This is a genomic window from Pantoea sp. GM01, from assembly GCF_000282675.1.
Lineage (GTDB): Bacteria > Pseudomonadota > Gammaproteobacteria > Enterobacterales > Enterobacteriaceae > Pantoea > Pantoea nemavictus.
This window is the reverse complement of the sequence record NZ_AKIU01000060.1, coordinates 29,131-55,772: the sequence shown is the minus strand read 5'-3', so window position 1 is coordinate 55,772 and position 26,642 is coordinate 29,131. Positions and strand designations below refer to the sequence as shown.

General features: G+C 52.6%; 27 protein-coding genes. 13 read left to right on the top strand and 14 right to left on the bottom strand.

Annotated features, from left to right (window positions below; all coding sequences use genetic code 11):
* Positions 1–124: 124 nt before the first annotated feature.
* A complete protein-coding gene (msrA, locus tag PMI17_RS17895; RefSeq protein ID WP_007891162.1) occupies positions 125–661 on the bottom strand; it encodes a peptide-methionine (S)-S-oxide reductase MsrA in 537 nt (178 codons plus the stop codon).
* Between the two features lie 63 nt (positions 662–724).
* Positions 725–1,279 carry a flavin reductase family protein gene (locus tag PMI17_RS17890; RefSeq protein WP_007891160.1) on the bottom strand — a complete coding sequence of 185 codons (555 nt, stop codon included), beginning with the start codon at positions 1,277–1,279 and terminating at the stop codon, positions 725–727.
* Positions 1,280–1,379: 100 nt separating this feature from the next.
* Here PMI17_RS17890 and PMI17_RS17885 point away from each other — a divergent pair, with 100 nt between their 5' ends.
* Positions 1,380–2,438 (top strand): nitronate monooxygenase family protein, encoded by a 1,059-nt coding sequence (locus PMI17_RS17885; RefSeq protein ID WP_007891158.1) that lies wholly within the window; start codon positions 1,380–1,382, stop codon positions 2,436–2,438.
* A gap of 48 nt (positions 2,439–2,486) precedes the next feature.
* Positions 2,487–2,912, top strand: coding sequence for a DUF393 domain-containing protein (locus PMI17_RS17880; protein WP_007891157.1), 426 nt, complete (start codon positions 2,487–2,489; stop codon positions 2,910–2,912).
* Positions 2,913–2,934: 22 nt separating this feature from the next.
* On the opposite strand, the gene PMI17_RS17875 is transcribed toward PMI17_RS17880, so the two are convergent.
* A complete protein-coding gene (locus PMI17_RS17875; RefSeq protein ID WP_036621699.1) occupies positions 2,935–3,861 on the bottom strand; it encodes a LysR family transcriptional regulator in 927 nt (308 codons plus the stop codon).
* A gap of 95 nt (positions 3,862–3,956) precedes the next feature.
* On the opposite strand from PMI17_RS17875, the gene PMI17_RS17870 reads away from it, so the two are divergent.
* Positions 3,957–4,445, top strand: coding sequence for a GNAT family N-acetyltransferase (locus PMI17_RS17870; RefSeq protein WP_007891155.1), 489 nt, complete (start codon positions 3,957–3,959; stop codon positions 4,443–4,445).
* Between the two features lie 92 nt (positions 4,446–4,537).
* Here PMI17_RS17870 and PMI17_RS17865 read toward each other — a convergent pair whose 3' ends face one another.
* Positions 4,538–4,747 carry a DUF1471 domain-containing protein gene (locus tag PMI17_RS17865; RefSeq protein ID WP_036621697.1) on the bottom strand — a complete coding sequence of 70 codons (210 nt, stop codon included), beginning with the start codon at positions 4,745–4,747 and terminating at the stop codon, positions 4,538–4,540.
* Positions 4,748–5,040: 293 nt separating this feature from the next.
* On the opposite strand from PMI17_RS17865, the gene PMI17_RS17860 reads away from it, so the two are divergent.
* On the top strand, positions 5,041–5,766 hold the full coding sequence (locus PMI17_RS17860; RefSeq protein ID WP_007891148.1) for a pirin family protein: 726 nt from the start codon (positions 5,041–5,043) through the stop codon (positions 5,764–5,766).
* A 42-nt stretch (positions 5,767–5,808) separates the two neighbouring features.
* Here the strand turns inward: PMI17_RS17860 and PMI17_RS17855 are convergent, their stop codons facing one another.
* The 4 genes from PMI17_RS17855 to PMI17_RS17840 are packed head-to-tail and all read right to left on the bottom strand — an operon-like array spanning position 5,809 to position 10,583.
* On the bottom strand, positions 5,809–6,630 hold the full coding sequence (locus PMI17_RS17855; RefSeq protein WP_007891147.1) for an alpha/beta fold hydrolase: 822 nt from the start codon (positions 6,628–6,630) through the stop codon (positions 5,809–5,811).
* A gap of 37 nt (positions 6,631–6,667) precedes the next feature.
* The gene (locus PMI17_RS17850; protein WP_007891146.1) at positions 6,668–8,293 is read right to left on the bottom strand and encodes an MFS transporter; all 1,626 of its coding nucleotides are present in this window, start codon (positions 8,291–8,293) and stop codon (positions 6,668–6,670) included.
* Complete coding sequence (locus PMI17_RS17845; RefSeq protein ID WP_007891145.1) at positions 8,280–8,702, bottom strand: DoxX family protein; 423 nt, start codon at positions 8,700–8,702, stop codon at positions 8,280–8,282. Before PMI17_RS17845 ends, PMI17_RS17850 begins: the two co-directional genes overlap by 14 nt.
* A gap of 3 nt (positions 8,703–8,705) precedes the next feature.
* Entirely contained in the window at positions 8,706–10,583 is a 1,878-nt protein-coding gene (locus tag PMI17_RS17840; RefSeq protein WP_007891144.1) for an amidohydrolase, read from the bottom strand.
* 233 nt (positions 10,584–10,816) lie between these two features.
* On the opposite strand from PMI17_RS17840, the gene PMI17_RS17835 reads away from it, so the two are divergent.
* From PMI17_RS17835 to PMI17_RS17815, 5 genes are read left to right on the top strand one after another with little or no spacing between them, the layout of a single operon-like run.
* Positions 10,817–11,509: a hydrolase gene (locus tag PMI17_RS17835; RefSeq protein WP_007891143.1), complete on the top strand. Its 693-nt coding sequence runs from the start codon at positions 10,817–10,819 to the stop codon at positions 11,507–11,509.
* A gap of 57 nt (positions 11,510–11,566) precedes the next feature.
* Complete coding sequence (locus PMI17_RS17830; protein ID WP_007891142.1) at positions 11,567–11,818, top strand: DUF1427 family protein; 252 nt, start codon at positions 11,567–11,569, stop codon at positions 11,816–11,818.
* A gap of 2 nt (positions 11,819–11,820) precedes the next feature.
* Complete coding sequence (locus tag PMI17_RS17825; protein WP_036621728.1) at positions 11,821–12,075, top strand: XapX domain-containing protein; 255 nt, start codon at positions 11,821–11,823, stop codon at positions 12,073–12,075.
* Between the two features lie 41 nt (positions 12,076–12,116).
* The gene (locus PMI17_RS17820; RefSeq protein ID WP_007891139.1) at positions 12,117–12,503 is read left to right on the top strand and encodes a response regulator; all 387 of its coding nucleotides are present in this window, start codon (positions 12,117–12,119) and stop codon (positions 12,501–12,503) included.
* Positions 12,500–18,061 carry an AAA family ATPase gene (locus tag PMI17_RS17815; RefSeq protein WP_007891136.1) on the top strand — a complete coding sequence of 1,854 codons (5,562 nt, stop codon included), beginning with the start codon at positions 12,500–12,502 and terminating at the stop codon, positions 18,059–18,061. The genes PMI17_RS17820 and PMI17_RS17815 overlap by 4 nt, the downstream gene beginning before the upstream one ends.
* Before the next feature lie 71 nt (positions 18,062–18,132).
* On the opposite strand, the gene PMI17_RS17810 is transcribed toward PMI17_RS17815, so the two are convergent.
* Positions 18,133–18,747, bottom strand: a complete 615-nt coding sequence (locus PMI17_RS17810) for a response regulator transcription factor (protein ID WP_007891134.1) — start codon at positions 18,745–18,747, stop codon at positions 18,133–18,135.
* Between the two features lie 367 nt (positions 18,748–19,114).
* The gene (locus PMI17_RS17805; RefSeq protein ID WP_007891132.1) at positions 19,115–19,507 is read right to left on the bottom strand and encodes a YgiW/YdeI family stress tolerance OB fold protein; all 393 of its coding nucleotides are present in this window, start codon (positions 19,505–19,507) and stop codon (positions 19,115–19,117) included.
* A 182-nt stretch (positions 19,508–19,689) separates the two neighbouring features.
* Here PMI17_RS17805 and PMI17_RS25545 point away from each other — a divergent pair, with 182 nt between their 5' ends.
* Positions 19,690–19,836, top strand: coding sequence for a hypothetical protein (locus PMI17_RS25545; RefSeq protein ID WP_007891130.1), 147 nt, complete (start codon positions 19,690–19,692; stop codon positions 19,834–19,836).
* 19 nt (positions 19,837–19,855) lie between these two features.
* Here the strand turns inward: PMI17_RS25545 and PMI17_RS17800 are convergent, their stop codons facing one another.
* Together PMI17_RS17800 and PMI17_RS17795 are read right to left on the bottom strand one after the other, a co-directional pair.
* Positions 19,856–20,974: an MFS transporter gene (locus PMI17_RS17800; RefSeq protein WP_007891127.1), complete on the bottom strand. Its 1,119-nt coding sequence runs from the start codon at positions 20,972–20,974 to the stop codon at positions 19,856–19,858.
* The gene (locus tag PMI17_RS17795; RefSeq protein ID WP_007891126.1) at positions 20,971–21,507 is read right to left on the bottom strand and encodes a TetR/AcrR family transcriptional regulator; all 537 of its coding nucleotides are present in this window, start codon (positions 21,505–21,507) and stop codon (positions 20,971–20,973) included. Before PMI17_RS17795 ends, PMI17_RS17800 begins: the two co-directional genes overlap by 4 nt.
* A gap of 354 nt (positions 21,508–21,861) precedes the next feature.
* Between PMI17_RS17795 and PMI17_RS17790 the strand changes: the two genes are divergently transcribed.
* Entirely contained in the window at positions 21,862–23,418 is a 1,557-nt protein-coding gene (locus PMI17_RS17790; protein WP_007891125.1) for a sensor domain-containing diguanylate cyclase, read from the top strand.
* Positions 23,419–23,451: 33 nt separating this feature from the next.
* Here the strand turns inward: PMI17_RS17790 and PMI17_RS17785 are convergent, their stop codons facing one another.
* Positions 23,452–23,703: a hypothetical protein gene (locus tag PMI17_RS17785; RefSeq protein ID WP_007891122.1), complete on the bottom strand. Its 252-nt coding sequence runs from the start codon at positions 23,701–23,703 to the stop codon at positions 23,452–23,454.
* 356 nt (positions 23,704–24,059) lie between these two features.
* On the opposite strand from PMI17_RS17785, the gene umuD reads away from it, so the two are divergent.
* The gene (gene umuD / locus PMI17_RS17780) at positions 24,060–24,485 is read left to right on the top strand and encodes a translesion error-prone DNA polymerase V autoproteolytic subunit (RefSeq protein WP_007891121.1); all 426 of its coding nucleotides are present in this window, start codon (positions 24,060–24,062) and stop codon (positions 24,483–24,485) included.
* A gap of 2 nt (positions 24,486–24,487) precedes the next feature.
* Positions 24,488–25,750, top strand: a complete 1,263-nt coding sequence (gene umuC / locus PMI17_RS17775; protein ID WP_007891120.1) for a translesion error-prone DNA polymerase V subunit UmuC — start codon at positions 24,488–24,490, stop codon at positions 25,748–25,750.
* Positions 25,751–25,787: 37 nt separating this feature from the next.
* Here the strand turns inward: umuC and PMI17_RS25175 are convergent, their stop codons facing one another.
* Complete coding sequence (locus tag PMI17_RS25175) at positions 25,788–26,474, bottom strand: helix-turn-helix transcriptional regulator (protein ID WP_007891119.1); 687 nt, start codon at positions 26,472–26,474, stop codon at positions 25,788–25,790.
* Positions 26,475–26,642: the final 168 nt, after the last annotated feature.

Sequence of the window (26,642 nt, the reverse complement as noted above, 5' to 3'; positions counted from 1 at the left end):
CGCCTGCTTCACACATTCTGAAACTGCCATAGGCTTAGCGGGCGGAACCCCCACGGAGCCAGTGCGCTGCTTAACTGACGAGCATTACGCCATTCATGGCGACCTTAACGTTGACGGCGACGAATTAACTCGATTTGACGCGATTAGCAAAACTCTTACGCAGCTTCTGCAGTTTCGGTGGAATCACCGCCATGCAATAGCCGTTGCGCTGTCCGGCGCCTTCCCAATAATCCTGGTGATAACCTTCCGCCGCATACCACTCTTTCAGCGGCTCGATGGTGGTCACAACCGGATCGCTAAGGCCTTCCTGCGCGCGTGCAATGGCAGCAATCGCTTCAGCTTCCTGCTCAGGATTGGCCGGGAAAATCGCCGAACGATACTGGGTCCCAATATCGTTGCCCTGGCGGTTCAGCTGGGTAGGATCGTGGGTGGCAAAGCTGATGTCCAGCAGATCGCCGTAGCTCACCTGTGCCGGATCGAAACCGACGCGAATCGCTTCTGCATGCCCAGTGGCACCGCTGCACACCTGCTCGTAAGTCGGATTCGGACGTGCGCCGCCGGTATATCCGCTCTCGACTGACTCCACGCCAATCACATCTTTAAACACTGCTTCGGTACACCAGAAACAGCCACCGGCGATCACCGCATATTCGGTTGCCATTGTATTTACTCCTGTCAGGGCGAAAGCTTGAAAGTGGGGGTAAGCCTAGAGTAATTCAAGCAGTTAAATTAACATTTCTGGCTTAAAGTCACCGCGCTTGTCGAGCAGCAAATTGCTCATCACGCTAAAGCGTCCTTCGCCCGTGTAGTGCAGCGTAGGTGGAAACTCCGGCGTTGCGGCGACATGCGCTTTAACGATCTCGAAAATAAAGAAGTTGTAATTATCCACCATTGAATCGTCATACAGCTGGCACTCAAAGCTGGCAAAGCATTCGTCAATTAACGGTGCATTCACCACGCTGGCGGGTTCGGGCGTCAGTGTAAAAGCATCGAACTTATCGAGACGATCGCCGTGGCTGTTGCCGATCGCCACGACGCTATCGACCAGATTGGCTGACGGCACGTTGATCACGCACTGGCCGCTCTGGCGAATCAACTCATGGCTGTGGTTGCCGCCGGCGATCATGCAGCCTACCAGTGACGGCGAGAACTCCAGAATGGTGTGCCAGCCGAGCGTCATGATGTCGCGCTGATCCTCAAATTGCGAACTCAGCAATACCACCGGACCCGGCTCCAGATATTTCCGCGCTTTGCTCACCGGAAAGTCGATTTTATGCATCGGATTTCTCCTGCTGTAGGTAGAAGTCCTCTAAGTGTAGATCCTTTACGGGGCGGGCAAATCACGGCATGGTAGAGCGTCATCTTAGCGGGAGCAAAACGTGAACACGATCCTTAGTCAGAGGTTAAATCTTACCTATCCGATCATTCAGGCACCGATGGCGGGTGTCTCCACGCCGCAGCTGGCGGCGGCGGTGAGTAATAGCGGGGGGCTGGGATCGATTGGCATTGGTGCCTCAACGCCAGAGCAGGCCGAGAAGATGATCCGACAAACGCGTACGCTCACCGCTGGGCCAATCAACGTTAACGTCTTTTGTCATGCCGCCGCGCAGCGTAATCCGCAGCTGGAGCAGGCGTGGATTGCCCGTTTTCAACCACTATTTGATCGCTATGACGCGGCGATACCGACAGCGCTGGCTGAGATTTATCAAACTTTCCTTGAAAACCAGACAATGCTGGAGGTGTTGCTGGAAACCGCGCCGGCTGCGGTGAGCTTCCATTTTGGCCTACCTTCAATAGCGTTTGTACAGCGCTTAAAGCGTCGCGGCATTATCACGCTGGCGACCGCCACCAGCCTGGCGGAGGCGCAGGCGATTGAGGCTGCGGGAGTCGACTTTATTGTCGCGCAGGGCATTGAGGCGGGGGGACATCGCGGGATATTCGATCCGGCGGGTGACGATCATCAGCTCAGCACCTTCACGCTGGTGCAGGCGATACAGCAGGTTTCCCGGGTGCCGGTGATCGCGGCGGGCGGCATTATGAATGGCGCAGGCATTGCGGCGATGCGCAAACTGGGGGTCGCAGGCGTGCAGCTGGGCACGGCGTTTATTCTGTGCCCGGAGTCGGCGGCTAATCAAGCGTATCGCCAGGCGTTAAAAAGCCAACAGGCCATCAGCACGGTGATGACGTCGGCGATTTCCGGGCGACCGGCAAGATGTATCACCAACGATTTTTGTCGCCTGGCGCGCGAGTTTAGCCACGACACCATTCCTCCCTATCCGCTGACCTATGCGCTCGGCAAAGCGCTGGCCGCCGCTGCCGCGGCTAAGGGCGCGCACGGCTTTGGCGCCCAGTGGGCTGGGCAGGGCGCAGCGCTGGCGCGGGAAATGCCGGCAGCAGAGTTGATTACAACGCTGGTGGCGGAGTGGCAGGTGGCATAACGTGCGTCCTGCAATGATGGGACAGCTTGTAGGATTGAGGAGCATGTGATGGCAAACCCCCCTTATTTACATCCCGGAGAACAGGTGGTGCTGTATGACGGCCTATGTAAACTCTGCAACGCGTGGGTGGTGTTTTTGCTTCGTCACGGTATTCCGCGCTCTATACGTTTCGCCGCGGTACAGAGTGAGCAGGGCAAAGCGCTATTACGTTTTGCCGGTTTACCGGATGACAATATCCGCACTATTGTTTTCATTCACGGTAACGATCGCTGGCTGCGCGCGCAGGCTATTTTTCGCATCATGCGTTTTTTGCCGTGGCCATGGCGCGCGCTCTCTCTCTTTAGGTTTATGCCTGACGTTATCAGCAATTATTGTTACGACCGCATTGCTTTAAATCGCTATCGACTATTTGGTCGCCACGACACGCATTACGTGATTAAGTCAGATTATAACGGACGGTTTTTAGACCAGTGAAGCAGGGCGTATTCGCGCCGTATTAATTTTCATAGCGGTACTCTGTCTCCATAATCGTTTTCGCCATCATGGATTTAACCCATTCGGTGGGTTCCCGTTTGCCACTGCGTTTGTGTGAATAGATTTTAACGGTGAACCTTGGCGCCGGAAAAGGCAGCCTGAAGGTGGTGACGTCCACGGCCTTATTGATTTTACCGGCCACGAAGGAGGGAATGGCCATGAGAAGTTCGCTTTCTGCGACAATAAATGGCGCACTCAGCATTGAAGGCGTTCTCATGGTAATGCGACGGTGCTGACCTATTTGAGCAAGATGAAAATCCAGCAGCCCCTGCTTTTCATTCCACGGCGTAACAACCAAATGTCCGGCTGCAAGATAAGACTCTAGATCAAGGCTGGTTCGTCGCGCATTGGCAATCACAATAAATTCATCACTGAACAGATCCATTTCGTCCAGGTCTGGATGGTTAACCTCTCCCGGCTCGCTAAAACTCAACGCTAAATCGATTTCACCGGCCAGTAGTTCAATCAGGGCCGGGTTATGCGGCAGATGGCACAGTTCAAAACTCAGGTTTGGTGCTTGTTCGGTGAGCGCATTCATTAGTCCAGGAAACACACAAAATGCGGTGTAATCGGTTACCGCGATTCTAAAACAGTCATTGCTGGTAAGAGGATCAAAGGGTTTAACCGGACAGAGATGCTTATTTAATCCTGTTAGCGTTTCGGCGATATAGGGCGCGAGCTGACAGGCATAGACGCTAGGACACATTTTGTGTCCTTCCCGATAAAAAAGGGGATCTTTGAAAAACTCGCGCAGTCGAGATAGCGCATGGCTCAGCGCCGAGGTACTGAGGCAAAGCTCGATGGCGGCCAACCTTACCGACCTATGCCTAAAGACTGCGTCGAAAACGGGGAGAAGATTTAAGTCGAGCCGACGCAGGACATGATGCATGAAATTCACCTGGCATTGATTTTATTGCACTTATTTCATCGAACAATACCCATTATGCTGTATGGCATCAATCTGATTCAGTAAGAAAATAATAAATGAACATGACTATTCGACAGGCTAATTCTGCAGACGCAGACGCTATCCACAGCATGATCGCCGAATTGTCGGTTTATGAGCAGGGATTGCAGGCGTCACTCACCACTGCAGAAGAGATCAGACAGGCGCTTTTTAGCCCCGACAGTAAGTTGGAAGCGTTTATCTGTGAGATTGACGGATCTGCTGCCGGTTATGCTGTGATTACCAGTAGCTACTCTGCCTGGCTGGGCCGCCGCGGAATTTATATGGAGGACATCTATTCCTCTCCGATTTACCGTGGTTTGGGTGTGGGCAAGGCACTGTTGCAATATGTCGCGCAGCACGCAGTGAAGCGTCAGTGTAACCGCATTGAATGGAGTGCTTTAGATTGGGACCAGTCAGCAAGAGATTTCTACCTGAGTATTGATGCGCTTCCCCTCAACGAGTGGATCCGTTATCGCCTTGACGGGGCAGCGTTAGAGAAGTTTGCTGCAGCCGATCCGCACTGAGGGTTCCGCCTCAACGTGTTCACCGCGCAATACAAAGACAAAAAAGGCCGCCTGACGGCAGCCCATTTTGGCAACTCCATTTGCGACCATGATTATTTGGTCAGGCGAGCAGTCATATGCACCTGGTTACCGGCATAGGCTTCAGTGATGCTGTAACCCATTCCTACCTGTTTTGCTTTTGCAGCGATCTGCGCTTCAGCACCATCCAGAGTTGAGGCCGTAGCCGTAATAGTCTGGGCAAAACTTGCTGATGACAGCAGTGAAAGGGCGATAATAGCAACGAAAGTTTTGATGGATTTCATGGTCATTTCCTCAGATTTTATATTTGATATGAAGCGTTTTGCCTCGATGGAATGCATAGTAGACCTCTCCAGCTTGAGTGAAAATCCCTATTTCCTGTCTAAATTGATCAAAATAATTGAATGAAAGATATTTTTCTATTTGCCATTCGCCGCTGAAAAAAAGCCAGCATTATTGACAACTAATATGAGACTAACTTTGCCTTTATTCGTCATTGTTGATTGATTAGGTTTACGATAATTTTCTCCTATCGGAAGGGCATCAGCGCCTCTCCTCATTCAACCAGGAGAAAAAAATGATTGAACAACGTTTAGCTGACCAGCGCGGACTGGGCGATCACGGCTGGTTACGATCGCATCATACTTTTTCATTCGCTAACTATTGGGATCCCAAACAGACCGGATTCTCTGATCTGTTGGTCATCAATGATGATCAGGTGGCGCAAGGGCGCGGCTTCGGTGCCCATCCGCATAGCAATATGGAAATCATCTCTTATGTGCTGGATGGCGCGCTGGAGCATAAAGACTCGATGGGCACCGGTTCAGTGATTGTGCCGGGCGATGTACAGCTGATGAGCGCCGGAAGCGGCGTAACACACAGTGAGTTCAACCATTCAAAACAGGCAGGCGTGCATTTCCTGCAAATTTGGGTGGTGCCTGCGGAAAAAGGCGGCGAGCCGCGTTACCAGCAAACCCGCATAACGGAGCAGGAGAAACGGGGCAAATTCAAACTCATCATTTCACCGGATGGGGCAGAAGACTCACTGAAAATCAGACAGGATGTGCGCATCTACGCTGGGCTGTTTGCGGGAGATGAACAGCAGACGATAACGCTAGCAGAAGATCGCTATGCCTATATTCATGTAGCGCGAGGCAGTTTGATGGTTAATGGCGTTCTGTTCCGTGCCGGCGATGGTGCGCGAGTACGCAATGAACCGACGCTGGTGTTCAGCGGAGGAGAAGAGGCGGAGGTGTTATTGTTCGATCTGCGCCCCAATGAAGTTAATCATCCTGTGCGTTAAATAATGACCGGCCAAACTGGCCGGTCTAATGATTAACGTCAATTACAGCGATTGCAGGAAGGCCAGTAAATCGGCATTCAGCTGTTCGGTATGGGTAACCGCAAAGCCGTGCGGCGCGTTGTCATACACTTTCAATTGTGCCCCCCCGATCATTTCAGCAGCGACTTTCCCTGTGGTTTCGAAAGGCACGATTTGATCGTTGCTACCGTGGATGACCAGCGTAGGAACGTCGATTTTTGCCATATCTGGACGGAAATCCGTCTCGGAGAAGGCGGTAACACAATCAATGGTGCCTTTCAGGGAGGCCAGCAGCGCGATATTTAACGTCTGCGTCAACGCCCCTTGTGAAACCGTTTGACCGGCGTTGATACCATAAAATGGCGTTGCGAAATCACTGATGAACTGCGCACGATCTTTTCTCAAGCCCTGACGAATGCCTTCAAACACCGACAGATCCACTCCTGCAGGATAATCGGCGGCTTTGCCGAAAATCGGAGTCACCGCGCCCAGCAGTACTAAGCCATCCACGCGTGCAGTGCCATAATTATTAATATAGCGCGCCACATCGCCGCCACCCATCGAGAAACCGACCAGCGTGACATTTTGCAGATCGAGATGCGTGATCAGGTCATTTATATCAGCCGCAAAGGTATCGTAGTTATATCCTTCCCACGGCTGTTCGGAGCGACCAAAGCCACGGCGATCGAACGCGATAACGCGATAGCCATTCTCCGCCAGGAAGTTTAGCTGACTGTCCCACATATCACCGTCTAGCGGCCAGCCATGGCTGAACAGCACCGGCTTACCTGTACCCCAATCTTTAAAATAGATCTGCGTACCATCCTGAGTCTTTAATGTGCTCATGTTCCTGCCTTATACGATTTTGATGAAAGAGTGCGCCTTATTCAGGCGCCACGAGATAACGCACTGCCGGAAGTTCTGTGCCTTGATGGAATCCCAACACACGATCCTGAATCTTTTGATCGTTGATGGTGTAACGTTCGCGCTGGCGTAGATGTTCCATCCACGAACCGACGACGAAGTTCTCAACAAATATGCCGGGCTGCAGCATGTCTTCATAAAGGGACCAGTTCATCGCGCCGCCACGCCTTCGGACACGGCGCATATCCTGCATACAGACCGCAAAGCCATGTGCATCGCTGCGGTTGATCTGATAGTGATAGCTCACCATCACCGGGCCGCGGTCGTGTCTAATCTCCAGCTCAGGCAAGGGATCGCTAACCGTGCTGAGATCGAGATTCAGATCGGGGTCCTGATCCAGCCGCCAGCGCATCACTGTCAGGCTCGCCAGTAACATGCCCAGGGTGGCCACGGTAAGAGAGAGTGAGATGCTGAAGTGGGAGGCCAGTTGCCCCCAGATGGCGCTGCCTAACGTCATTGAGCCAAAAAACACCGTGAGATAGACCGCCAGCGCCCGGGCTTTAACCCATTTTGCCGCGCTACGCTGTGCACCGAGGTTGAGCGTGGACAGAACTGCAATCCATGCAAAACCGGTGAAGAACTCGAAAGCGTTAAGCAGCCAGATGTGGCGGATGAACGCCAGCGCCAGCATAGTGATAGCAAACATGATGCTCGCCAGCACCATTAAGCGGTCAGGATTGAAGCGTTTACGCATACGCGGTAATAACAGCGCTCCGCAAATCGCCCCTACGCCGATACAACCCAGCATGATGCCGTAGCCGCCTGGCCCGAGGCCCAGCTCCCGCCGTGCCACCAGCGGCAATAACGCCCAACTGGCACTGCCAAAGACAAAGAAGGCGACGGTACGTACCAGCACATTACGCAGCACCGGTGCGGCATGAACATAACGTACGCCTGCTCGCACCGCCGGGAAGAAGTGTTCCGGTGGCAAACGTTGCACGCTGGGCTGCGCTTTCCATACGAACAGCACGATAAACACGCCGAGTACCGAGAGCGCATTGAGCAGAAATACCATCCACGGGCCGGCAAAAGACAGGATGAGGCCGCCTAGCGCCGGGCCAATCGCGCGACTGATATTGATACCAAGCGAGTTAAGCGCAATGGCGGGGCCGAGTTCTTCCTTGCTGACCAAATCCGGCACGATGGCCTGGAACGGCGGAGAGCTCATCGCCGCGCCGGTGCTCAACAGGAACGCGGCAATCAGCAGCACCATCGGTGTCACCAGCCCAGCCCAGGAGAGGAAGGTCAGGCCCGCCGCGGCGATAAACACCCAAATCTGCGAGAAAAGCAGGTATTTACGGCGATCAACAATATCTGCCATCACACCCGATGGCAGGGCAAACAGGAACATCGGCAGGCTACTGGCGGCCTGCACCAGCGCCACGGAAAGCGGGTCGGCACTTAGCGTCAGCATGGTCCAGTTGACGCCCACATCGTTCATCCACGAACCGACATTCGATACCACTGTCGCAATCCATAGCATGCGGAACACCCGCTGGCGCAGCGGCTGCCACGGCGAAACGGCCACCGCAACGGCAGGTACATCCGCATCAGGTGTATCGTGAACATCATTAATCTGCGCCACGTGACACCTCCGCTGATTCTGCGCTGAAGAGGCGCCAGCGTCCGGCGCCGGTCAGTGCAAGCGTGGTAAAGATGATCAGCAACAGCCAGCCAAACTGTCCTTCCGCCACGCTCCAGTCGGGATGGACGAACACCATCGCTACCAGTAATACGCCGATAATCGGCAGACAGGCGAGGCGGGTAAAGACGCCGAGCAGGATAAATAGCGGACAGACCACTTCGGCAAAAATCGCCGGAAGCAAACTCATGTAAGCACCGAGGCCAAAAGGATCCTCAATACGCGTCAGTTCTTCGCTGAAATGAAATATTTTCGGCAGGCCGTGTACGTGAAGCAACAGCAGGCAGGCCGTCAGACGCAGGAAGAACAGCCCCGCATCAATGCGGGGCGGCTGAGAGAGTGAATGTTTCATGGTTTAGAAGGCAAAGCAGCTGCAGCCAAGCGCGCCCCAGAAGGCGTTCTCTTCCGAAACAGGCAGGTTGGCGCCGCGCGCAATCTCATGCGAATGGGTATGCACGCCGCATGGGCCGCTGCAGTGATGGGCTTGCTGCATCATACCAACGCGAGTCGTTGTGGTGGGCGGTGCGCTGCGATAGTGGCCAGGCATCATGACGACGGGCGACCAATCGGGCAGGACCGGAATCGAAGGCGGTGCTTCCGCGCTAAAGGATCCTGCGGCATAGACGATATTCCCGTCCACCACGGTCAGCACCGATTCAATCCCTTTAATCTCCTCTTCCGGCACGCTGAAGTAGTCTTTGCTCAGTACCACCATGTCAGCCAGCTGACCGGATTTGATCTGCCCCTTTTTACCTTGCTCGCTGGAGAACCAGGCGCTTCCCTGCGTCCACAACATCAGCGCGGTGTCACGATCAAGGCGTGCGTTGATGTCGTACATCTGCATACCACCAACGGTTCGGCCAGACACCAGCCAGTAAAGTGCGGTCCATGGGTTATAGCTAGCGACACGGGTAGCATCGGTTCCCAAACCAACCGGCACGCCGGTTTCTAGCATACGCGCGACCGGCGGCGTGTGTCGGGTGGCTTCAATACCGTAACGCTCGGCGAAGTATTCGCCCTGGAAGGCCATGCGATGCTGCACGGCAATGCCTCCGCCTAACTCTTTAATACGATCAAGGTTACGTTGCGTTACGGTTTCGGCGTGGTCGAAGAACCAGTGCAGCCCGTTGAAGGGGATGTCGCGGTTTACTTTTTCAAACACATCCAGCATGCGACTGATGGATTCATCGTAAGTGGCATGCAGACGGAACGGCCAGCGGTGCTCCACCAGGTGACGCACTACGCGCTCCAGTTCATCTTCCATACCTGGCGCCAAATCCGGGCGTGGTTCGAGGAAGTCTTCGAAATCGGCCGCGGAAAATACCAGCATTTCACCGGCGCCGTTATGGCGGAAATAGTCGCTGCCCTGGCCCGGCGTCAGCATATCCGTCCACTTTTCGAAATCTTCCAGCTCATGGCCCGGACGTTGGGTAAACAGGTTGTAGGCGATACGCAGCGTCATCTGCTTTTTCTCATGCAGTTCAGCAATCACTTCGTAATCTTCCGGGTAATTCTGGAAGCCACCGCCGGCATCAATGGCGCTGGTCAGGCCCAGGCGGTTCAGTTCGCGCATAAACTGACGCGTTGAATTCACCTGCTGTTCCAGCGGCAGCTTGGGACCTTTCGCTAAGGTGGAGTAGAGGATCATCGCGTTCGGACGCGCAATCAGCATGCCGGTTGGGTTGCCATTGCTGTCACGCTGGATCTCGCCACCCGGCGGATTCGGCGTGTCTTTGGTGTAACCGACCACTTTTAACGCTGCACGGTTGAGCAGGGCGCGGTCATAGAGATGCAGGATGAATACCGGTGTATCGGGCGCCGCTTCATTGATCTCATCCAGCGTCGGCATACGACGTTCGGCAAATTGGAACTCGGTCCAGCCGCCCACCACACGCACCCACTGGGGAGACGGTGTGCGCAGCGCCTGTTCCCGCAGCATGCGCAGTGCATCAGCAATGGAGGGCACGCCTTCCCAGCGTAATTCGAGGTTGTAATTGAGCCCACCGCGGATTAAATGAAGATGGGAGTCGTTCAGGCCGGGGATGGCGGTATGACCCTTAAGGTCAATCACTTTGGTGCCTTCGCAATGGTGTTGCATCACGTCGGCCAGACTGCCGACTTCAAGAAACTTACCGTCCCGAATGGCGACGGCGTCGGCAACGGGGTTGCCACGGTCGACGGTATGGAATCGACCATTCGTCAATATGATGTCTGCTTTACCTAAAGTAACCATAAAACCTCCTGAATGAGATGCCCGCAATAGCAAGAGTGGCCGCGGACAAAGAGATGTCCTGCCGATTTCGCAGGTTAAGGACGTGAGCGGATTATGTTCAGGAGGGCTGGAAAGCGTCTAGTTATACAAAAGGATAGGTATACCTTCGTATAGTTATACCTATAGATAATAGTTTGCCTGCTCAAAGCTTCTTAGACTGCGTCGAGACATTAACCTCAATGGGATAAAACAACATGACGACGAGCAAACTTGAAGTACTGACACCGCAAAACTGCCAGATCATCTTTATTGACCAGCAGCCACAAATGGCGTTTGGCGTGCAGTCAATTGACCGCCAGGTACTGAAAAACAACGTGGTTGCGCTGGCCAAAGCGGCCAAAGTTTTCAATATTCCTACCGTGCTGACTACCGTTGAGACCGAAAGCTTCTCAGGGAATACCTTCCCGGAGCTGCTGGATGTATTCCCTGGCCAGGATATTCTTGAGCGCACCTCAATGAACTCCTGGGATGATCAGAAAGTCCGTGACGCACTGGCGGCTAACGGTAAAAAGAAAGTTGTGGTTTCAGGTTTGTGGACTGAAGTCTGTAACAACTCTTTCGCGCTGTGCGCCATGCTGGAAGGTGATTATGAAATCTACATGGTGGCTGATGCGTCGGGCGGCACCACGAAAGAGGCCCACGACTATGCGATGCAGCGCATGATTCAGGCCGGTGTCATTCCGGTAACCTGGCAGCAGGTGATGCTGGAGTGGCAGCGCGACTGGGCGCACAAAGACACCTACAACGCGGTAATGGATATTGCCAAAGAGCATTCAGGGGCTTACGGCATTGGTGTGGATTACGCGTACACCATGGTTCATAAAGCGCCTTCACGTCAGAAGAGCGAGCATCGTACTCTGGCTCCGGTCCCTGCACCGATTCGCTAACTGCTCAGGCGGGCAGATCCGTTCTGGATTTGCCTGCCTCTTTTGACAGGAGGAACTGTGCATCCTTTACTCATTTCTCTGGCTGCTGGCGTGTTTATCGGCTTGCTTTATGCGCTGCTCAAGGTGCGCTCCCCGGCGCCGCCCGCCGTGGCATTAGTTGGCTTGCTGGGTATGATCATCGGCAGTTCGCTAGGGGGAAAATTAACGCACCCTGTGGCCTCCGCCGCGCTATACGATAAAAATCGGACTTTAACTGCAGCCGAAAGGCCGTCCCAACGCCTCGTTTTACACCCAAAACAGGAGGGATAATGATGTTGAAAACCTATGCGATTTCGTTATCCGTCGGCATTTTAGTTGGCATTATTTATGCCGTAATGGACGTCAACTCACCTGCGCCACCGGTGATTGCGCTGCTGGGGCTGTTTGGTATGCTGGTGGGCGAGCAGATTGTCCCGCTGTGTCAGCGGCTCATTAACCGTCAGCCGATCACTCTGGCCTGGTTTCGTCATGAATGTGTCCCTAAAATCAGTGGCACACCACCGCCTTCAGGCGACAAAACCTCTTAAAGAGGGATCTCAGGGAATGAATAATCATTAAGGAAAACAGCATGCAGCTGTCGCAGCGCATTGTCGTTGTTGATGATGAACGTTCTGTTCGCAGTGGCCTGACTAATCTGCTTCAGTCTGAAGGTTATGTAACCCAGGCGTTTGAGTCGGCGGAGGCGCTGTTAGCGGATGCGTCGGCGCTGAAGGACGCTGCGCTGTTCATTATTGATGTTGAACTCAAAGGGATGTCGGGCTTTGACTTGTTCAGGGAGCTGGTTCAGCGTCTTGAGAATCCACCCGGCATTATTATCTCCGGCAACGGTGATGAAAATATGCTCTGGTACGCTATCAATCTGGGCGCGATAACCTTTATGCGAAAACCTATAGATATCGACCTGCTGTTTGAACACATTCGATTGGCGTTTATGTCCCAGGCTATGCGCCCATGAGTACGCTGTTCCTGTCATTAAATATGGCAGACGACGCTGGCCTGGTGCTGTCCGACGACATCGTCTTCCGTCATCTCGCCCAGCAAGGGCTGGTGGAATGGCTTGAATGCCGGCACGAGATCTCCGGTGAAACCTTCGTTCTGGCGACGGCAGCAGGCGAAGAAGCGACTTTTCAGGTTACCCAGCTGTTGAAAAATGAGTATGCGCTGCGCGCTTCATTAGCAGAAAGTTGGGCGCTAAAACCGATCAGGCACACGTTATATCAAGGGCGCTACGCCCTGATTTACCCGCCTTTCAGCTACCAAACACTGGCCGATTACCTGCACATGCCCGCAGGAAAAATCCAGAAGTTCATTAGTCATGCGCTGCTTTTGTGCCACGCGGTTAGTAAGTTGCATCAGCAAGGTGTGGTTCATGGTGACATAAAACCCGCCAATTTTTTCTTTACGGACGACGGTGAGGTTGTCCTCGGCGGTTTTGGCCTGGCTTTTATGGAAAACGAAGCTCAGCAGCCGCTGGGCGCACCTATCGCCGGCGGAACGCTGGCCTACATGTCGCCTGAGCATACGTCACGCACGCCGCACCGCGTTAGTCGGGTCAGCGATCTCTACAGCCTGGGCATTGTGCTTTATGAGTTGCTCACCGGCAAACTTCCCTATGGCAGTGCCGATGGCGGCGAAGCGGAGTGGGTACACCATCACATTGCTTCCGAAGCGCTGCCGCCGCACATGCTGCGCAAAGATGTCCCACTGGTACTCTCCTCCATCATTTTACGCCTGCTGACCAAATCGCCAGAGCATCGCTATCAAACGGTTGAGGGAGTATTGGCCGATCTCAGGCGTTGCGAGTCAAATTTGATGCCTGGCGGCAGGGTGGAGTCTTTTGCCTTAGGCTTACAGGACATGCAGACCTCGATACTTTTATCCGACGAGCTGTACAGCGACCACGCCCAGGCCAGCGAGATGTTAGTAGCGTTTGATGAGGTATGCCGTAGCGGTAAACACTGCACGGTAGCCATTTCTGGGTCTCCCGGCTCAGGCAAATCTTCCCTGATGGTCTCGGCGTTAAAAATCCTGCGTGAGAAAAATGCGCTACTGACGGTGACGAAAGCCGACCAGCATTCCCCTATTTTGCCCTATGCCGTATTTACCTCAGCGTTCCGCTCGCTGACGCTGCATTTACTGGGCCTTCCGGCTGAGGAGATGGCGCGCTGGAAAACCCATATTGGGCGGCTACTGGGTGACTATGCCGATTTGGCGGTCAACCTGGTGCCCGAATTGGGCATCCTGCTTAATCAAAAAGCCAGCGTACCAACCGATGCGCACTCGCTGGATGCGCGAAATCGTTTAAATCTGCTGGCCTGTAGCCTGGTCAAAGCGTTTACGGCACCCGGTCGACCGCTGATTTTATTAATTGATGATGTGCACTGGGCCGATCAGGCAACCTTGCAGCTGCTGGAAAATTTGTTACGTTCCAGTGAAGATATTCCCTTGTTACTGGTGATCTCTCACCGCGATTATGCCGCGTTGCCTTGTCCCGAGGTGTCCGCCAGCCTGCAGCGTCTCCGTGCGGCAGCTACCCGCATTGTGGATATCACGCCTGAGCCGCTGTCGCCCAAAAATATTGCCAACTGGCTGGCCGGACTTTTCCACGCGCGCAGCGCAGAGACTGCAGAACTTGCGCAGATTATCCATGAAAAAACCGCAGGTAATCCGCTCGCCACGCGTGAATTTTACCGTCAGGCGGTACGCGATCATCACATTACTCACTTCGCGTCTGATAAATGGACCTACCATCCGCAGGCACTCAAAAACTGCCATTACACCGCCAACGTCGCAGCCTGCGTATTACAACAGCTGCAATTACTCTCTTATCCCGTCCGCCAGCTTTTGGGCCAGCTAGCCTGTTTAGGCAGCGCGGATGATTTGCAGGTTTTGCGCCACATTCTGGGCATTGAGGTTAGCGCGATCCAGGCAACGCTGTTACCCGCAGTTGAAGCCCGGCTGATTGCGTTAACAGAGAGTCGCTATGCCTTTATGCATAACAGCATGCATGAAGCCGCCCTCAATTTGATTACGTCCGAAGTGAAAGACCATTTTCATCACGCTGCCGCTGAGTTCTACATGCGGGCAACCCGCGAGGATAGGTCGCATACGCTACTGTTCAGTGCCGCACATCACATCATAACCCTCAAAAATCATGAACTGCTCACGCCAGATGCTGCTGCCTTCTGCCAGCTGTTACTGCAAGCGGCGCGGCGAGCAAAAATGATGGGTGATTACGTTTCCGCGCTGCGTTTTTTACACTGTGCCCGCGCGCTTAGCGCTGTTTCAGGATTAGAAGAGCGTGGCGAATTTCTATTTGAGCAAGCCGAGTGCGAGTTTTTAAACGGTAATTTATCGGCCGCGCTGGCGTTGAGTTCCGAGATTCTGGCCACGCCAGGCGCTGTAACGGATAAAGCCGATGCGGCCACGCTGATTGCTGAGATTCATATGCGCCAGTCAGATAGCCAGTTAGCACTGGAGACAGCGCTTGCCTGGCTGGCGGTTTTTGGTATCCATCTTGACCGCTATCCCAATAAAGCGGAGTGCGATGCCGCAAGATTGTTATTGAAAGAGGATGTGGGGAAAAATCCCTATACGCGCTTCCGCTCTTTGCCGCGTCTTACCTGCCACAAGACCGAAGCCGTGATGAACCTGATGGCCAGTGCCAGCACGTTCGCGGCCTTTATCAGTCCGCGTCTGCAGTTCATCATCCTGTGTAAACTGCTTCACCTGACAATGGCCAAAGGCATCAGTGGTGCATCAACGTTGGCGCTCTCGTGGTACGGCGTGGTGTGTGGCGATCAGTATGATGAGTACAGCCGCGGATTTGCCAGCGCATTGCTGGCGCGTGAACTGGTGTATAAGCACGACTTTGTCAGCTACAAAGCTCGGACGCTGATGCCACTGGATCAGGTCAGTGTCTGGACCATGCCGCTGAGTTACGCCATTGAGTGCGCTAAAGCGACATTTGATGTGGCGGTGGATATTGGCGATCGCACCTCAGCGTGTCTGGCGCTGCGTCATCTCACCATGAATTGCCTGGCGCGTGGTGACCATCTGGATGGGGTACATACCTCAATAACCCGCGGCATAGCGTATGTGCGCAAAGCACAATATCGCGATGTGGAAGTGATTCTGGGTATGCAGCTGGATTACGTCATGTTCTTGCGTAAGCCTGGAGCAGAGACATTTTCAGGCGATCACTTTATCTCGCCCGTATTAGCGGTGGTGAAACCCGAGAACGCCATTGAACCACTCTTGCTGATGCAGTTCTGGGCTCGGCTGTATAAAGGTATGGCGCATTTTTTCGCCGGTGAATATGCTGCCGCTCATCGCCAGTTTACTGACGCAGCCCCTCTGACCGCGTTCATCCCCGGTCATGTGCATATGCTGGATTTTCATCTGTACAGCGCGCTCTCACTCACTATACCGCTACAGCCGACTGAGTTTGATGTCACGATGCGGCAGCGACTGCAGCGCCATCTGGATAGAATCGTTACCTGGGCATCGGAAAACGCCGGAACTTTTGCCGACAAAGAAGCGCTGTTGCGCGCCGAACTGCTAAGGCTGGCGGGTGAAACCGGGGAGGCAATGGAGCATTATGAAAAGGCCATTGAGCTGTCGCGGAAAGGCCAGTTCCATCATATCAATGGGCTGGCGTGTGAGCTTGCCGGTCGTTTTGCTCATGCTCGCGGCATGACCTTTGCTGCAGATGGCTATATCAAAGGTGCCCACTTAGCATGGGATCGTTGGGGAGCGGGGGCCAAGGTACGTCAGCTTGAAGCACACTATCCTCATCTAACAGCCCTGCATCCACAGACGGCTTTAAACACCGTAACGTTCGAGCAAAGCGCGGCCATCAGCGACTTGCAAAGTATGGTGACCGCCATGCGCGCCTTAACCGAAGAGATAAACCTTGATCGGCTGATCCATATTTTGATGATGATGTTGGTGGAGCGGGCCGGGGCGCAGCACGCTATTTTGATCCGTTTAGTGGACGGCAGTGTGCCTGAAATTCAGGCAAGAGCATCGTCAACGGTGGACGGGGTCAGAGTTAAAATTGTCAATGAGCGACCGGTTGCCACCGATCTGCCGCTGTCGATCCTTTCAGCGGTGATCCGTACCGGACAAGAGATCCGCACCGGAAGACCGGAAGTGTTCAGCCCGTTCAGTCAGGATAATTATCTGGTTGCTTCCGGCGCGGCGGTAATGTGTGTGCCAATGTTCAGGCAGGCGCAAATGGTTGGGGTGCTGTATCTGGAGAATCGACTGATGCCGGATGTGTTCACTGCTGAACACTCGCGCATTGTCTCTATGCTCGGCGCCCAGGCCGCGGTTTCACTTGAAACCGCACGGCTGTATGCCGAACTGTTGGAAGAGAATATCCAGCGGCGGAAAATTGAAAAGCAGCTGCGCGCCAGCCAGACATCATTGATGCTCGGTGAAAAAATCAGTAACACCGGAACCTGGCACTGGCATCTGACACCGGATATCCAACTGATCTCGGATGAATATAAACGCATCATGGGACTGCCAGCCGAACAGCTAAGCACTTCAATGGTGGAGTTTCAGAGCCGGGTGCATCCTGATGATATTCATTGTCTGAAAGAGTTGATTGAAACCAGCGTCCTGAATGGCGTGAGTATGCAGGCAGAGTTCCGCATTATCCGTGATGACGGTGAATGTCGCTACATTAAAGGCATCGGTGAGCCAGTAGAAAATTGGCCGGAGGTCGCCGAATATTTCGGCACGCTTACGGATATCACCGCGCAACGCCATTCAGAAGATGCGGTGAGGATTGCGCAGGCTGAACTTGCGCGCGTCGCGCGCGCGACGACGGTGGGGCAGTTAACCTCATCTATCGCGCATGAAATCAATCAGCCGCTGATGTCGATTGTGGCGAATGCGGGTGCCAGCTTGCGCTGGTTGAAACGCGATCCGGTGCATCTGGCAAAGGCCACTGAAGGTATAGAAGAAATTATTAAAGAAGGTCGCCGGGCAGGTGAGATTATTCGCGGCTTACAATCCCTCACGCGGAATAATGTTTCTGAATATGGTCCGGCAAGAATGCATCTGCTGGCGCGCGATATTTTAACCTTGTCACGCCTGGAGCTTGAGCGTCGATCTGTTTCTCTGGAGTTAGAGATTAAAGCAGAGAGGGATGAGGTTTTTTGCGAGAGTGTACAAATTCAACAGGTGCTGCTTAACCTGGTCATCAATGCTATCGAAGCCATGGCCGATAATTCTGGCGCGCGAATCCTGCGGCTGGCCTCATCAAATCCTACGCCTGGTTTTATTCGTATTGAGGTCGCGGATAATGGTTCTGGCTTATCAGAAGATGTTATCGATAAAATCTTTGATTCTTTCTATACGACTAAAGCGGATGGTATGGGAATGGGGCTGACGATCAGTAACGAAATTATCAAGCGTCATGGTGGCGTGCTAAATGCAGAAAATCGCCAGAGTGGCGGGAGTTTATTCTGGTTTACCCTACCGGTGCATGGGGTAACCTAATTTTTAATGTCGTCCTCCCGCACTATTTTGCGGGAGGCGCGCTACGGCATAATAGTAATGAAATAGCGCGCTTATTCATCTTTTAATAAGTTTAGCTTTTCTGCTGCCCGTACTAGCTCTGAAATGGAACGCACCGACATTTTGTCCATTACTCTGCGCTTATGTACTTTTGCGGTAATTTCACTGATGCCCATCTCGGCGGCCATCTGCTTGTTCAATAAACCGCGAATGAGGAACTGCATCAGTTCCTTTTCACGCGGCGTCAAAGAGTGATAGCGACCGGTCAGCGCTCGTTTTTCCTCTGAGAGAGCCACGCTTTTTTCGGCTAACGCTAGCGCATCAGACACGACTTGCACCAGGTCATCAGGCATCACGGGTTTGGTCAGAAATTCAAACGCCCCCGCCTTCATTGCCCTGACCGTCAGCGGAATAGTGCCGAACCCAGTCAGAAAAATAGTCGGAATAGCGTATCCGCGTTCTGTGAGTTCATGCGAGACATCGAAGCCATCCATACCCGGCATGTTCAGGTCTACGATCAGACAGCTCGGCGTACTGAAGTGAGATTGCTGTAAAAATTGAGCAGGAGAAGTAAATGTTGAGATCAGGTAGCCTTCTGAGCTCAGAAGATTTTTCAGCGCGGTGATGACGGAGGGGTCATCGTCAACAATATAAATCGTTCTATCCATAAAAACTCATTGGGACTCTTACGAGTTCTATTCACTTTGTGCGAAGTAATATACCCGCAAAGTGGCGTGTTAGGAATGGCGAAAAACTTATATTTCAAATCGATTATTCATTGCGCAATTAAACTGGCTGGCCCGTAAAAAACACACGGGGAAATGCCTTTCAGCGCAAAGGAGACGGGTCTGAACACCTTTATTACCTGACTCCTGATTGCGTACTGGAATAAAAAATTTGCTTGGGAAAAGAATTTGAACAATCCTTTAAGCCGTAGGCTAGATTGTAAGTAGAGTTGTGCTGCAGAAAATGATTCAGGTGAGAGGGATGAAAGTCCTCTCACCCGGCAAGTTTTACAGCGCTAATTCCAGGTAATCAAGGCTCATCAATACGCGATACCTTCAGCGTGGTTTGATCGCCACGTCCATAAACCTTTCCGCTGACGCGAACTTTATCGTCGGCCGAATAGGTTTTTTCTTTAAACGTAGACTTTTCTGCCTGAATGGTAATGGTTCCCGTATCATCGCGGAATCGATAATCATCGCCCTTCAACTTTTCAATGATATGACCTTCCAGCGTGACATAACCACCCTGACGGAAATCACGAATACGCGAAATAGGTGTCTGCCCGGTATCTTCAGAGCCCTTGTAGCCGGCATCCTGATTATTTTGCGGGGGGGCCGTCTCTCCCGACTTGAATCCGCCTTCGGCGGCACCCGCGCCCAAACTCAATAACAGCAGCGTTGAAGCTAAAAAAAGATGTTTCATATACTCTCCATGAATTTATTCGCTTATCTGCTGCTAAGTCTGGCACAAATATTTATGCCTGCACGCCAGACAGTTATTTAATCCTTAATCGTTAAGCGTAGCGGTAATGAGCGATCACCTACCTCCGCCATTTTTTCCGGAATGATCTAAACTTAAACTCTAAACCAAGCCGGGAGTTTAAAATGACTGATGCAAAAAAACAGACAGATAAAAAAGACGTGAGTGAGGAAAACCATCCGGCGAAAGATAATCCGGCTGAGCATGGGGAAATACCGAGAACGCGCGATGATAGCGAGGATGATAAAAAGGATCCTTTTCGCGATGAATGAGGTGTTATTTCCGCGAAAGTTAAGCGTTACGTGGAATAAGGAACAGCATCAGTAAAGGCAGGGCCGCGAACAGCAGTAACGCGGTCGGCGCGCCTGCAACGCTATACAGCTGGCCAAACAGCAGTGAACCGATGACCTGACCGGCCGCTAACATGAAAAACAGCATGCCTACGCCCGTGGCGGGAGCTTGCTCTGTTGCCGCGGCACCCCATACCAGTAGCACACCGGACAGCGTCACGTACGCCGCGCCCCCCAACGCCACGGCGGGAAATAGCCAACCTGACGCGTGATGACTGGCCGCCAGCACCAGTAACGGGATGGCCAGGCAGCACTGTGACAGCCGGTAAACCTGCGACATTCCCAGCCATTTTGCCATCGGGCCGGTCAGCGCCCCGACAATACCTGCCGCACCCGCGATGAGCCACAACAGGCTAACAATGTTGTCCTTGACGGCAATGCGCTGCAGCAGTTCTGGACCAAAGCTCCACCAGGCTGCGCTGGCAATCCCACTCGCCAGGGCAATGACGATCAGCCGCTGCAGGGATCGCTGGCGCAGGCTGTGATACCAGGATGGGTGACGAACGGTTTCTTTCTCTGCTGGCAGCTGGCGCCATAGCGGCACCACGCAGCACAGCGCCAGTAGCGCGAAGAGCGCACATGCTGCGCGCCAGCCGCCCGGTAACCAAAAGAGTATTGGTACGGAGAGCATAATGCCCATGCTGGTGCCGGCATTGATCAGCGTATTCATCTGCGGCTGTTGTTCAACGTCAACCCGTTGGCTCACCGCCGCCGCCAGCGCCGGAGAAGCGAGGCCAGCGCTCAGGCCAGCGATAAATAATCCTGCACCAAGCATCCAGGCCGAGCTGGCTAAAGCCAGTATCAGCATGCCGGCTGCCGCGCACAGTGCCGCTACGCTGGCGGGCATTCTTGCACCAGCACGGGCGGTCATCATCGGCGCAAGCATGACCGCCACGCAGTACGCGGCGAAGCTGCAGGCGGCAAGCACGCCGGAGATGCGCGGCGTAAACGGAATAGCGCGCATCACGTCCGGCATCATCAAACCCCAGGCAAAGCGCGCCATTCCGTAGGTGACGGCGATAAGCGCAAAGCCCGTCAGGCCCAATGCGCAGTTTTTCATGTTTTAGCGCTTAACAGCTGCAGCGCCGCTGCTTTGCCGGTTGCACAGGCATCCGCCGCGCCCAACACTAACGCTGAGGTCAACACCCCTTCAAACAGCAGCCAAACGGCATCCGCCAGCGCGCTGTTTTCCGGCGATGATTGCGGATTCACGCAGCGGGCAATGTAGGCACGCATATGATGGCGATACGCCATCGCCTGTTGGGCCAACGCAATATCTTCGGCGGCGTACTCTCCCCATGCCTTGAGGAATAAGCAGCCATTGTTGCCGTACTCAAGCATCCACTCACGCATGACATCGAACATCTGGGCTACCGCATGCGGATGTTCTGGCTGATACAACGCGGCAAAAAAACGCGCCTGACGCGCCTCCAGCACCGCCGCCGTTAGCGCTTCACGCGAGGGGAAATAGCGATAGAGGGTGCGCGTGGAGACCTGCGCCTCGCTGCAGATGCGATCGGTGCTGGTGGCATGAAAGCCGTTGAGATAGAACAGCCGCTCTGCGGCCTGGATGATGTCCTGTTTCTTTTTCATCCTTAAAAAGTAAACCGATCGTTTTACTTTTGCAAGCCGGACAGTTCGCTCCGCTATGATGCTAAGGCGAAAAAAAGCCCGCGCTAAGCGGGCCTGGTAGATATCGCTACCGAATAATCTCGTATTGAACGCGTGCTGTGTGTTGCAGCCACAGAGTGTGGTGCAGACATATTACATTAATATTTCGTTACTGGTCATAGGAGTTAACAATGGTAGCAATCTGGAGGCTTCTGTCGCATTTATCAGGACAGACTACTCTGATAGTTGACCCTAAACGGCTGACTTATCCGCTAGCGTCTCGCTATGCGGTTTTTACATGCTTAACTCTGTGGTGGGGTGAAAACAGAGGACAGAATGCAGTTAAACAGGAAAATGGATACCCGGGCCACCAACGATTCGGGTTTGCTCAAAAGCATTGTGCTGTCCGGTGTGTTGCTGATCGTCACGGTGGTGAGCATGAACATCTGGACCTTGCGCGAAGCCTGGCTGGGAACGGTGCGCCAGGCGCAAGAGTCTGCCATGAATCTGGCTTTGTCTCAGTCGCGTCAGGCTGAAGATACCTTCCTGCAGACGGAACTCTCGCTTCGCCAGATTCAGCGCGATTTGCAATTACAGCTGGCAACCCATATTCAGGGCGCTGACCTGAGTCATACCATGCGCGAGTTGCAACGCCGTTTGCCACAGTTGCACGGGCTGTTTTATTACGATGCGAATGGCAAATGGATTGCCACCTCGGCCGCGCGCGTGCCTGCCGATATCAATAATTCCGATCGCGAATATTTTAGCTATCAGCGTGTTAACCGCCGCAACAGCGTACATATCGGTCCGGTGATCACCAGCCGCAGTACCGGCGATCGGGTGATTCCGGTTTCGCTGCGCGTGAGTGACGCCAGCGGCGGTTTTAAGGGGGTGCTGCTGGCGACCATTAAGGTGGATTATTTCCGCCGTTTTTACAGCTATTACGAACTGGGTAAACGTGACGTACTGGTTTTAATGCTGGCTGACAGCACCGTTCTCTATGCCCGGCCGATGCCGGACAGTTACATCGGTAAAAATCTCTCTGCCAGCCCGCTGTTTCAGGAGATGTTGGCCAGGATGGATCGCGGCAGCGGACAGTGGAAATCGGTGCTCGATGGCCAAGCCCGCATTTTTGGCTTTGCGCGCTCCGACCGCTATCCGATTATTGTCGCTGCCGGTTACAACAGTGACGATCTGTTCAGCACCTGGATTAATGGGCGAGGGCAGGACATTATTCTCAACCTGATTCTGCTGCTCACTATCATTTTGCTCGGCACAGTCCAGCTGCGCCATGCGCGGCGCGTGTTGCGCTATCAGCAGGAGCTGACCAGCCTGCGCGACGAATTGCATCACGCCAACCTCGCGCTGAATCAACTCGCCCATGTCGATGGTTTAACCGGTTTGGCGAATCGCCGTGAATTCGATCGTTTTCTGCAGGAGGCGCTGGCAAATGCCGCGGCCAGCGGTAAGCCACTTTCGCTGATCATGATGGATATCGATTTTTTCAAAGCTTACAACGATACCTACGGGCACATTGCGGGTGATAAGTGTTTAAAAGTGATTGGCGGGGTTTTAGCGTCGGTGGCCCGGCGGCGTTCAGATATGGCGGCGCGCTATGGCGGTGAGGAGTTTGCGCTGATCCTGCCTGATACTTCATTCGATGAGGGCATGACCCTGGCGAAGCGGGTGGTCGAAGCGGTGCGGGTGTTGCATCAGCCTCATATCTCCTCGCCGAAGGGCCAGGTTACGCTCAGCGCCGGCTGTGCCACCACCGCTTCTCCGGCCTCAATCAGCGCAATAAAACTGCTGGAGCATGCCGATCATGCCTTGTATCGGGCGAAGCGCGCAGGGCGTGATGGCGCACAGGGCGTGCAGGTGACGCCATCCGCTTAGGGTATGAGTGACGCACAGCACTAAAGCAGCGCGTTATTCCACAGCAGGCAGCTGATAGTTGATATATTGACGCAGCGCCTCGTGCATTTTGCTATTCATCTCGTCGTCTAAACCGCGCTCCTCATATTCTTTCGCCAGCTGAATAATCACCTCATCATATTTTCCTTTAAAGGTGATGTTATTTACCGCAACTTGCTTAATCATCAGCTCCCGCAAGGCGGCGACTTCTATTTCTAATCTATTGACGTTTTCTTCCAGCTCTTTCACGCGTTCTTCACTCGACATAAGGCCTCCGCGAGTTAATCTATTTTTGTCATTAAAAAAGATGACGATATAAGCTGAATATCGCATTGCCATCTTATTAATTCAAGAGGAGGGGGGAAAGAGCGTCGTTTGCACGTTGTCTATCGGCAATGATGGCGGCGCGTTGATCTGTAGCGGAGAGCGAAATTTGTACAATTAGGGCAGCGAGCCATGTTGTCATCAAGAGAAGATGACTCGCGTTCAGGCTCAGGCAAGGCCAGCCCTTCTCTAAATGTGCCTACAGTTCAATTGCTTCTTGCCCATCTTCGAGAAGTCACTTGATCAATTACCGCGTTCAGTAATACTGTATATAAACACAGTTAAGCGAGATTTAGGCCATGCAACTTATCCGTCCCATCCCACCCGAAAGCAACTACACTGCGACTTTCCCTCTGTTTATCGAGCGGGTACCTTGCGGTTTTCCCAGCCCCGCCCAGGATTACGTAGAGGATCGATTGGACCTAAACAAGTTACTGGTGAAGCATCCTAGTGCGACTTATTTTGTCAAAGTGAGTGGGGATTCAATGTGTGGCGTGGGGATCAGCGATGGTGATCTATTAGTGGTAGATCGTTCACTTACCGCTAAACATGGTGACATCGTTGTTGCATCTGTCGCAGGAGAATTCACCGTAAAGGAGTTACGTACCCGTCCTTTTTTACAACTCATGCCACATAATAGTCATTACGCGCCTATTACGTTCAAAAATGAAGAAGAATTAGCCATATTTGGCATAGTGACCTTCACGTTAAAAGCGCACACATAACCATGTTTGCCTTAGTTGATGTGAATAGCTTTTATACTTCCTGTGAAACAGTTTTTCGTCCTGACTTACAAGGGCAGCCTATTGTTGTGGTTTCTAATAATGACGGATGCATTATTTCCCGCTCAGCAGAGGCTAAATTGCTGGGTATTAAAATGGGTGAGCCCTATTTTAAGATTAAAAATAATAGCTATAGTGCACGCGTCCATGTTTTTAGCTCAAATTATGCCCTGTATGCGGACCTCAGCGAGCGGGTGATGCAAACATTGACGGAGATGGGTCCGTCAATCGAAATATATTCCATTGATGAGGCCTTTGTTAATTTATCTGGCGTTAGCAACTGTATGTCGTTAAAAAGCTTTGGGCATGACATGCGCAACCAGATATTCAAAAATACCGGATTAAAGGTGGGGGTTGGCATTGCACAAACCAAGACATTAGCCAAGCTAGCCAACCATGCCGCAAAAAAATGGCCAGAAGCCGGCGGCGTGATCGATTTATCGAACCTCTCCCGCCAGCGTAAGTTGCTGTCACTCGTACCGGTAGAAGATGTGTGGGGCGTGGGAAAGCGCATCACGACTAAGTTGAATTTGATGGGCATAAACACGGCGCTGGACCTGGCGGAAAGCTCATCATGGGTGATCAGAAAGCATTTCAACGTGGTACTGGAAAGGACGGCACGTGAACTGCGCGGTGAACCCTGTCTTGGGTTAGAGGAGTTTGCGCCAACGAAGCAACAGATCATCTGTAGTCGCTCGTTTGGCTCGCGTATTACGCAATATGCCGATATGCATCAGGCGGTGTGCGCCTATGCGGAGCGCGCTGCAGAAAAGCTGCGCAAAGAGCGGCAATATTGTCGCTTTATCAGTGTTTTTCTGCGGACCAGTCCGCATGCGGACAATGAAATCTACTATGGCAACCAGGCTTCTACCCGGTTGCTGGCACCAACCAATGATACGCGGGATATTGTACAAGCTGCGACAGAAGCGCTGGACCGAATCTGGGTTGATGAGCGTCGTTATATGAAAGCTGGCGTTATGCTGGCTGATTTTTTCAGCACCGGTGTCGCTCAACTGAATTTATTTGATGAGCATAAACCTCGCGCCAACAGCGAAGCCTTAATGGAAGTTATTGATTTAATTAATACAAAAGGCATTGGTAAAGTGTGGTTTGCCGGGCAGGGTATTGAAAAATCATGGGCCATGAAGCGGGAGATGTTATCGCCCGCATATACAACACGCTATTCAGATTTTCCCATCGCTAAATAAGCTGAGAAGAGATAAACACAACGCCAGCCTGGGTGAATTATGATGCCCGACTGCGTGGATGATTTAATTCTAATAGTGATGAAATAGCATTGAGCTCCTTTAGCGTGGAAATACCCAGTTTACTCATTGCGCGCATTTTTTGGGTACTTAAGGTTTTAACGCTACGACGTTCGCGCAGGGCAATTTGTGTCAAGGTAAGTCCAGCCAGAATACCTTGTAATACCATTTTTTCGCGTTGGCTTAACTGTGCTTTTCGCTGCATCAAATCACTCTCCGCCTGCGCGGTGCCAATGCGCCGCTCTCGTATCGGATGCATATTGGATGAGGCTTTTTCCAGGATTGAAGGAAGAGAGCTAAGGATGTTTTCTTTATGCAGCACGATATTCATTTTTTGATGATGTCCACGCCAGACTAATTCTGCAGAGTGCCCTTTGACTAAAACTGAACAGCATAATTCAGGATGGAATACCATAGAGTGTGTCAGGAGTTTGGGTAAGTTAATGCGGTTATCCGTAACACTCGCCGCATCTACCACCAAATGGAGTTTGGCTGGGTGACTAATGCGACACCAGAATCCAATATCTGCAGGGTTGACCACCTCTCTTAAATTGAAATGAGAAAAATGATTATTTAAAAGAGAGTGAATGCCTGAGTTGAGGAAACGATTTTCGCTCCACAATAAAATGGTGTCGCGGGTCAATGTCTTTTTTAAAGGCGTCATCATTTCATTCCAGCGCAGAGGGTAAGTGAAAAATGCGATTAATTTCCGTAGGGAAATATCTATATATTTTAAACACGATTAAAATCCCTTTCCGTAAGACAGGTGTAAGCAATACCTGGATTTATTATCCAGTTTGAATGTTTTTATAAGCGGCAGACTACTTAGGCATTA

Coding starts and splice junctions, on each gene's coding strand:
- msrA (WP_007891162.1), bottom strand. CDS start 661: ATGGCAACCGAATATGCGGTGATCGCCGGTGGCTGTTTCTGGTGTACC.
- PMI17_RS17890 (WP_007891160.1), bottom strand. CDS start 1,279: ATGCATAAAATCGACTTTCCGGTGAGCAAAGCGCGGAAATATCTGGAG.
- PMI17_RS17860 (WP_007891148.1), top strand. CDS start 5,041: ATGATTGAACAACGTTTAGCTGACCAGCGCGGACTGGGCGATCACGGC.
- PMI17_RS17845 (WP_007891145.1), bottom strand. CDS start 8,702: ATGAAACATTCACTCTCTCAGCCGCCCCGCATTGATGCGGGGCTGTTC.
- PMI17_RS17815 (WP_007891136.1), top strand. CDS start 12,500: ATGAGTACGCTGTTCCTGTCATTAAATATGGCAGACGACGCTGGCCTG.
- PMI17_RS17790 (WP_007891125.1), top strand. CDS start 21,862: ATGCAGTTAAACAGGAAAATGGATACCCGGGCCACCAACGATTCGGGT.
- PMI17_RS17785 (WP_007891122.1), bottom strand. CDS start 23,703: ATGTCGAGTGAAGAACGCGTGAAAGAGCTGGAAGAAAACGTCAATAGA.
- PMI17_RS17805 (WP_007891132.1), bottom strand. CDS start 19,507: ATGAAACATCTTTTTTTAGCTTCAACGCTGCTGTTATTGAGTTTGGGC.
- umuD (WP_007891121.1), top strand. CDS start 24,060: ATGCAACTTATCCGTCCCATCCCACCCGAAAGCAACTACACTGCGACT.
- PMI17_RS17880 (WP_007891157.1), top strand. CDS start 2,487: ATGGCAAACCCCCCTTATTTACATCCCGGAGAACAGGTGGTGCTGTAT.
- PMI17_RS17810 (WP_007891134.1), bottom strand. CDS start 18,747: ATGGATAGAACGATTTATATTGTTGACGATGACCCCTCCGTCATCACC.
- PMI17_RS17800 (WP_007891127.1), bottom strand. CDS start 20,974: ATGAAAAACTGCGCATTGGGCCTGACGGGCTTTGCGCTTATCGCCGTC.
- PMI17_RS17825 (WP_036621728.1), top strand. CDS start 11,821: ATGTTGAAAACCTATGCGATTTCGTTATCCGTCGGCATTTTAGTTGGC.
- PMI17_RS17865 (WP_036621697.1), bottom strand. CDS start 4,747: ATGAAATCCATCAAAACTTTCGTTGCTATTATCGCCCTTTCACTGCTG.
- PMI17_RS17820 (WP_007891139.1), top strand. CDS start 12,117: ATGCAGCTGTCGCAGCGCATTGTCGTTGTTGATGATGAACGTTCTGTT.
- umuC (WP_007891120.1), top strand. CDS start 24,488: ATGTTTGCCTTAGTTGATGTGAATAGCTTTTATACTTCCTGTGAAACA.
- PMI17_RS25175 (WP_007891119.1), bottom strand. CDS start 26,474: ATGATGACGCCTTTAAAAAAGACATTGACCCGCGACACCATTTTATTG.
- PMI17_RS17870 (WP_007891155.1), top strand. CDS start 3,957: ATGAACATGACTATTCGACAGGCTAATTCTGCAGACGCAGACGCTATC.
- PMI17_RS17875 (WP_036621699.1), bottom strand. CDS start 3,861: ATGCATCATGTCCTGCGTCGGCTCGACTTAAATCTTCTCCCCGTTTTC.
- PMI17_RS17835 (WP_007891143.1), top strand. CDS start 10,817: ATGACGACGAGCAAACTTGAAGTACTGACACCGCAAAACTGCCAGATC.
- PMI17_RS25545 (WP_007891130.1), top strand. CDS start 19,690: ATGACTGATGCAAAAAAACAGACAGATAAAAAAGACGTGAGTGAGGAA.
- PMI17_RS17855 (WP_007891147.1), bottom strand. CDS start 6,630: ATGAGCACATTAAAGACTCAGGATGGTACGCAGATCTATTTTAAAGAT.
- PMI17_RS17795 (WP_007891126.1), bottom strand. CDS start 21,507: ATGAAAAAGAAACAGGACATCATCCAGGCCGCAGAGCGGCTGTTCTAT.
- PMI17_RS17840 (WP_007891144.1), bottom strand. CDS start 10,583: ATGGTTACTTTAGGTAAAGCAGACATCATATTGACGAATGGTCGATTC.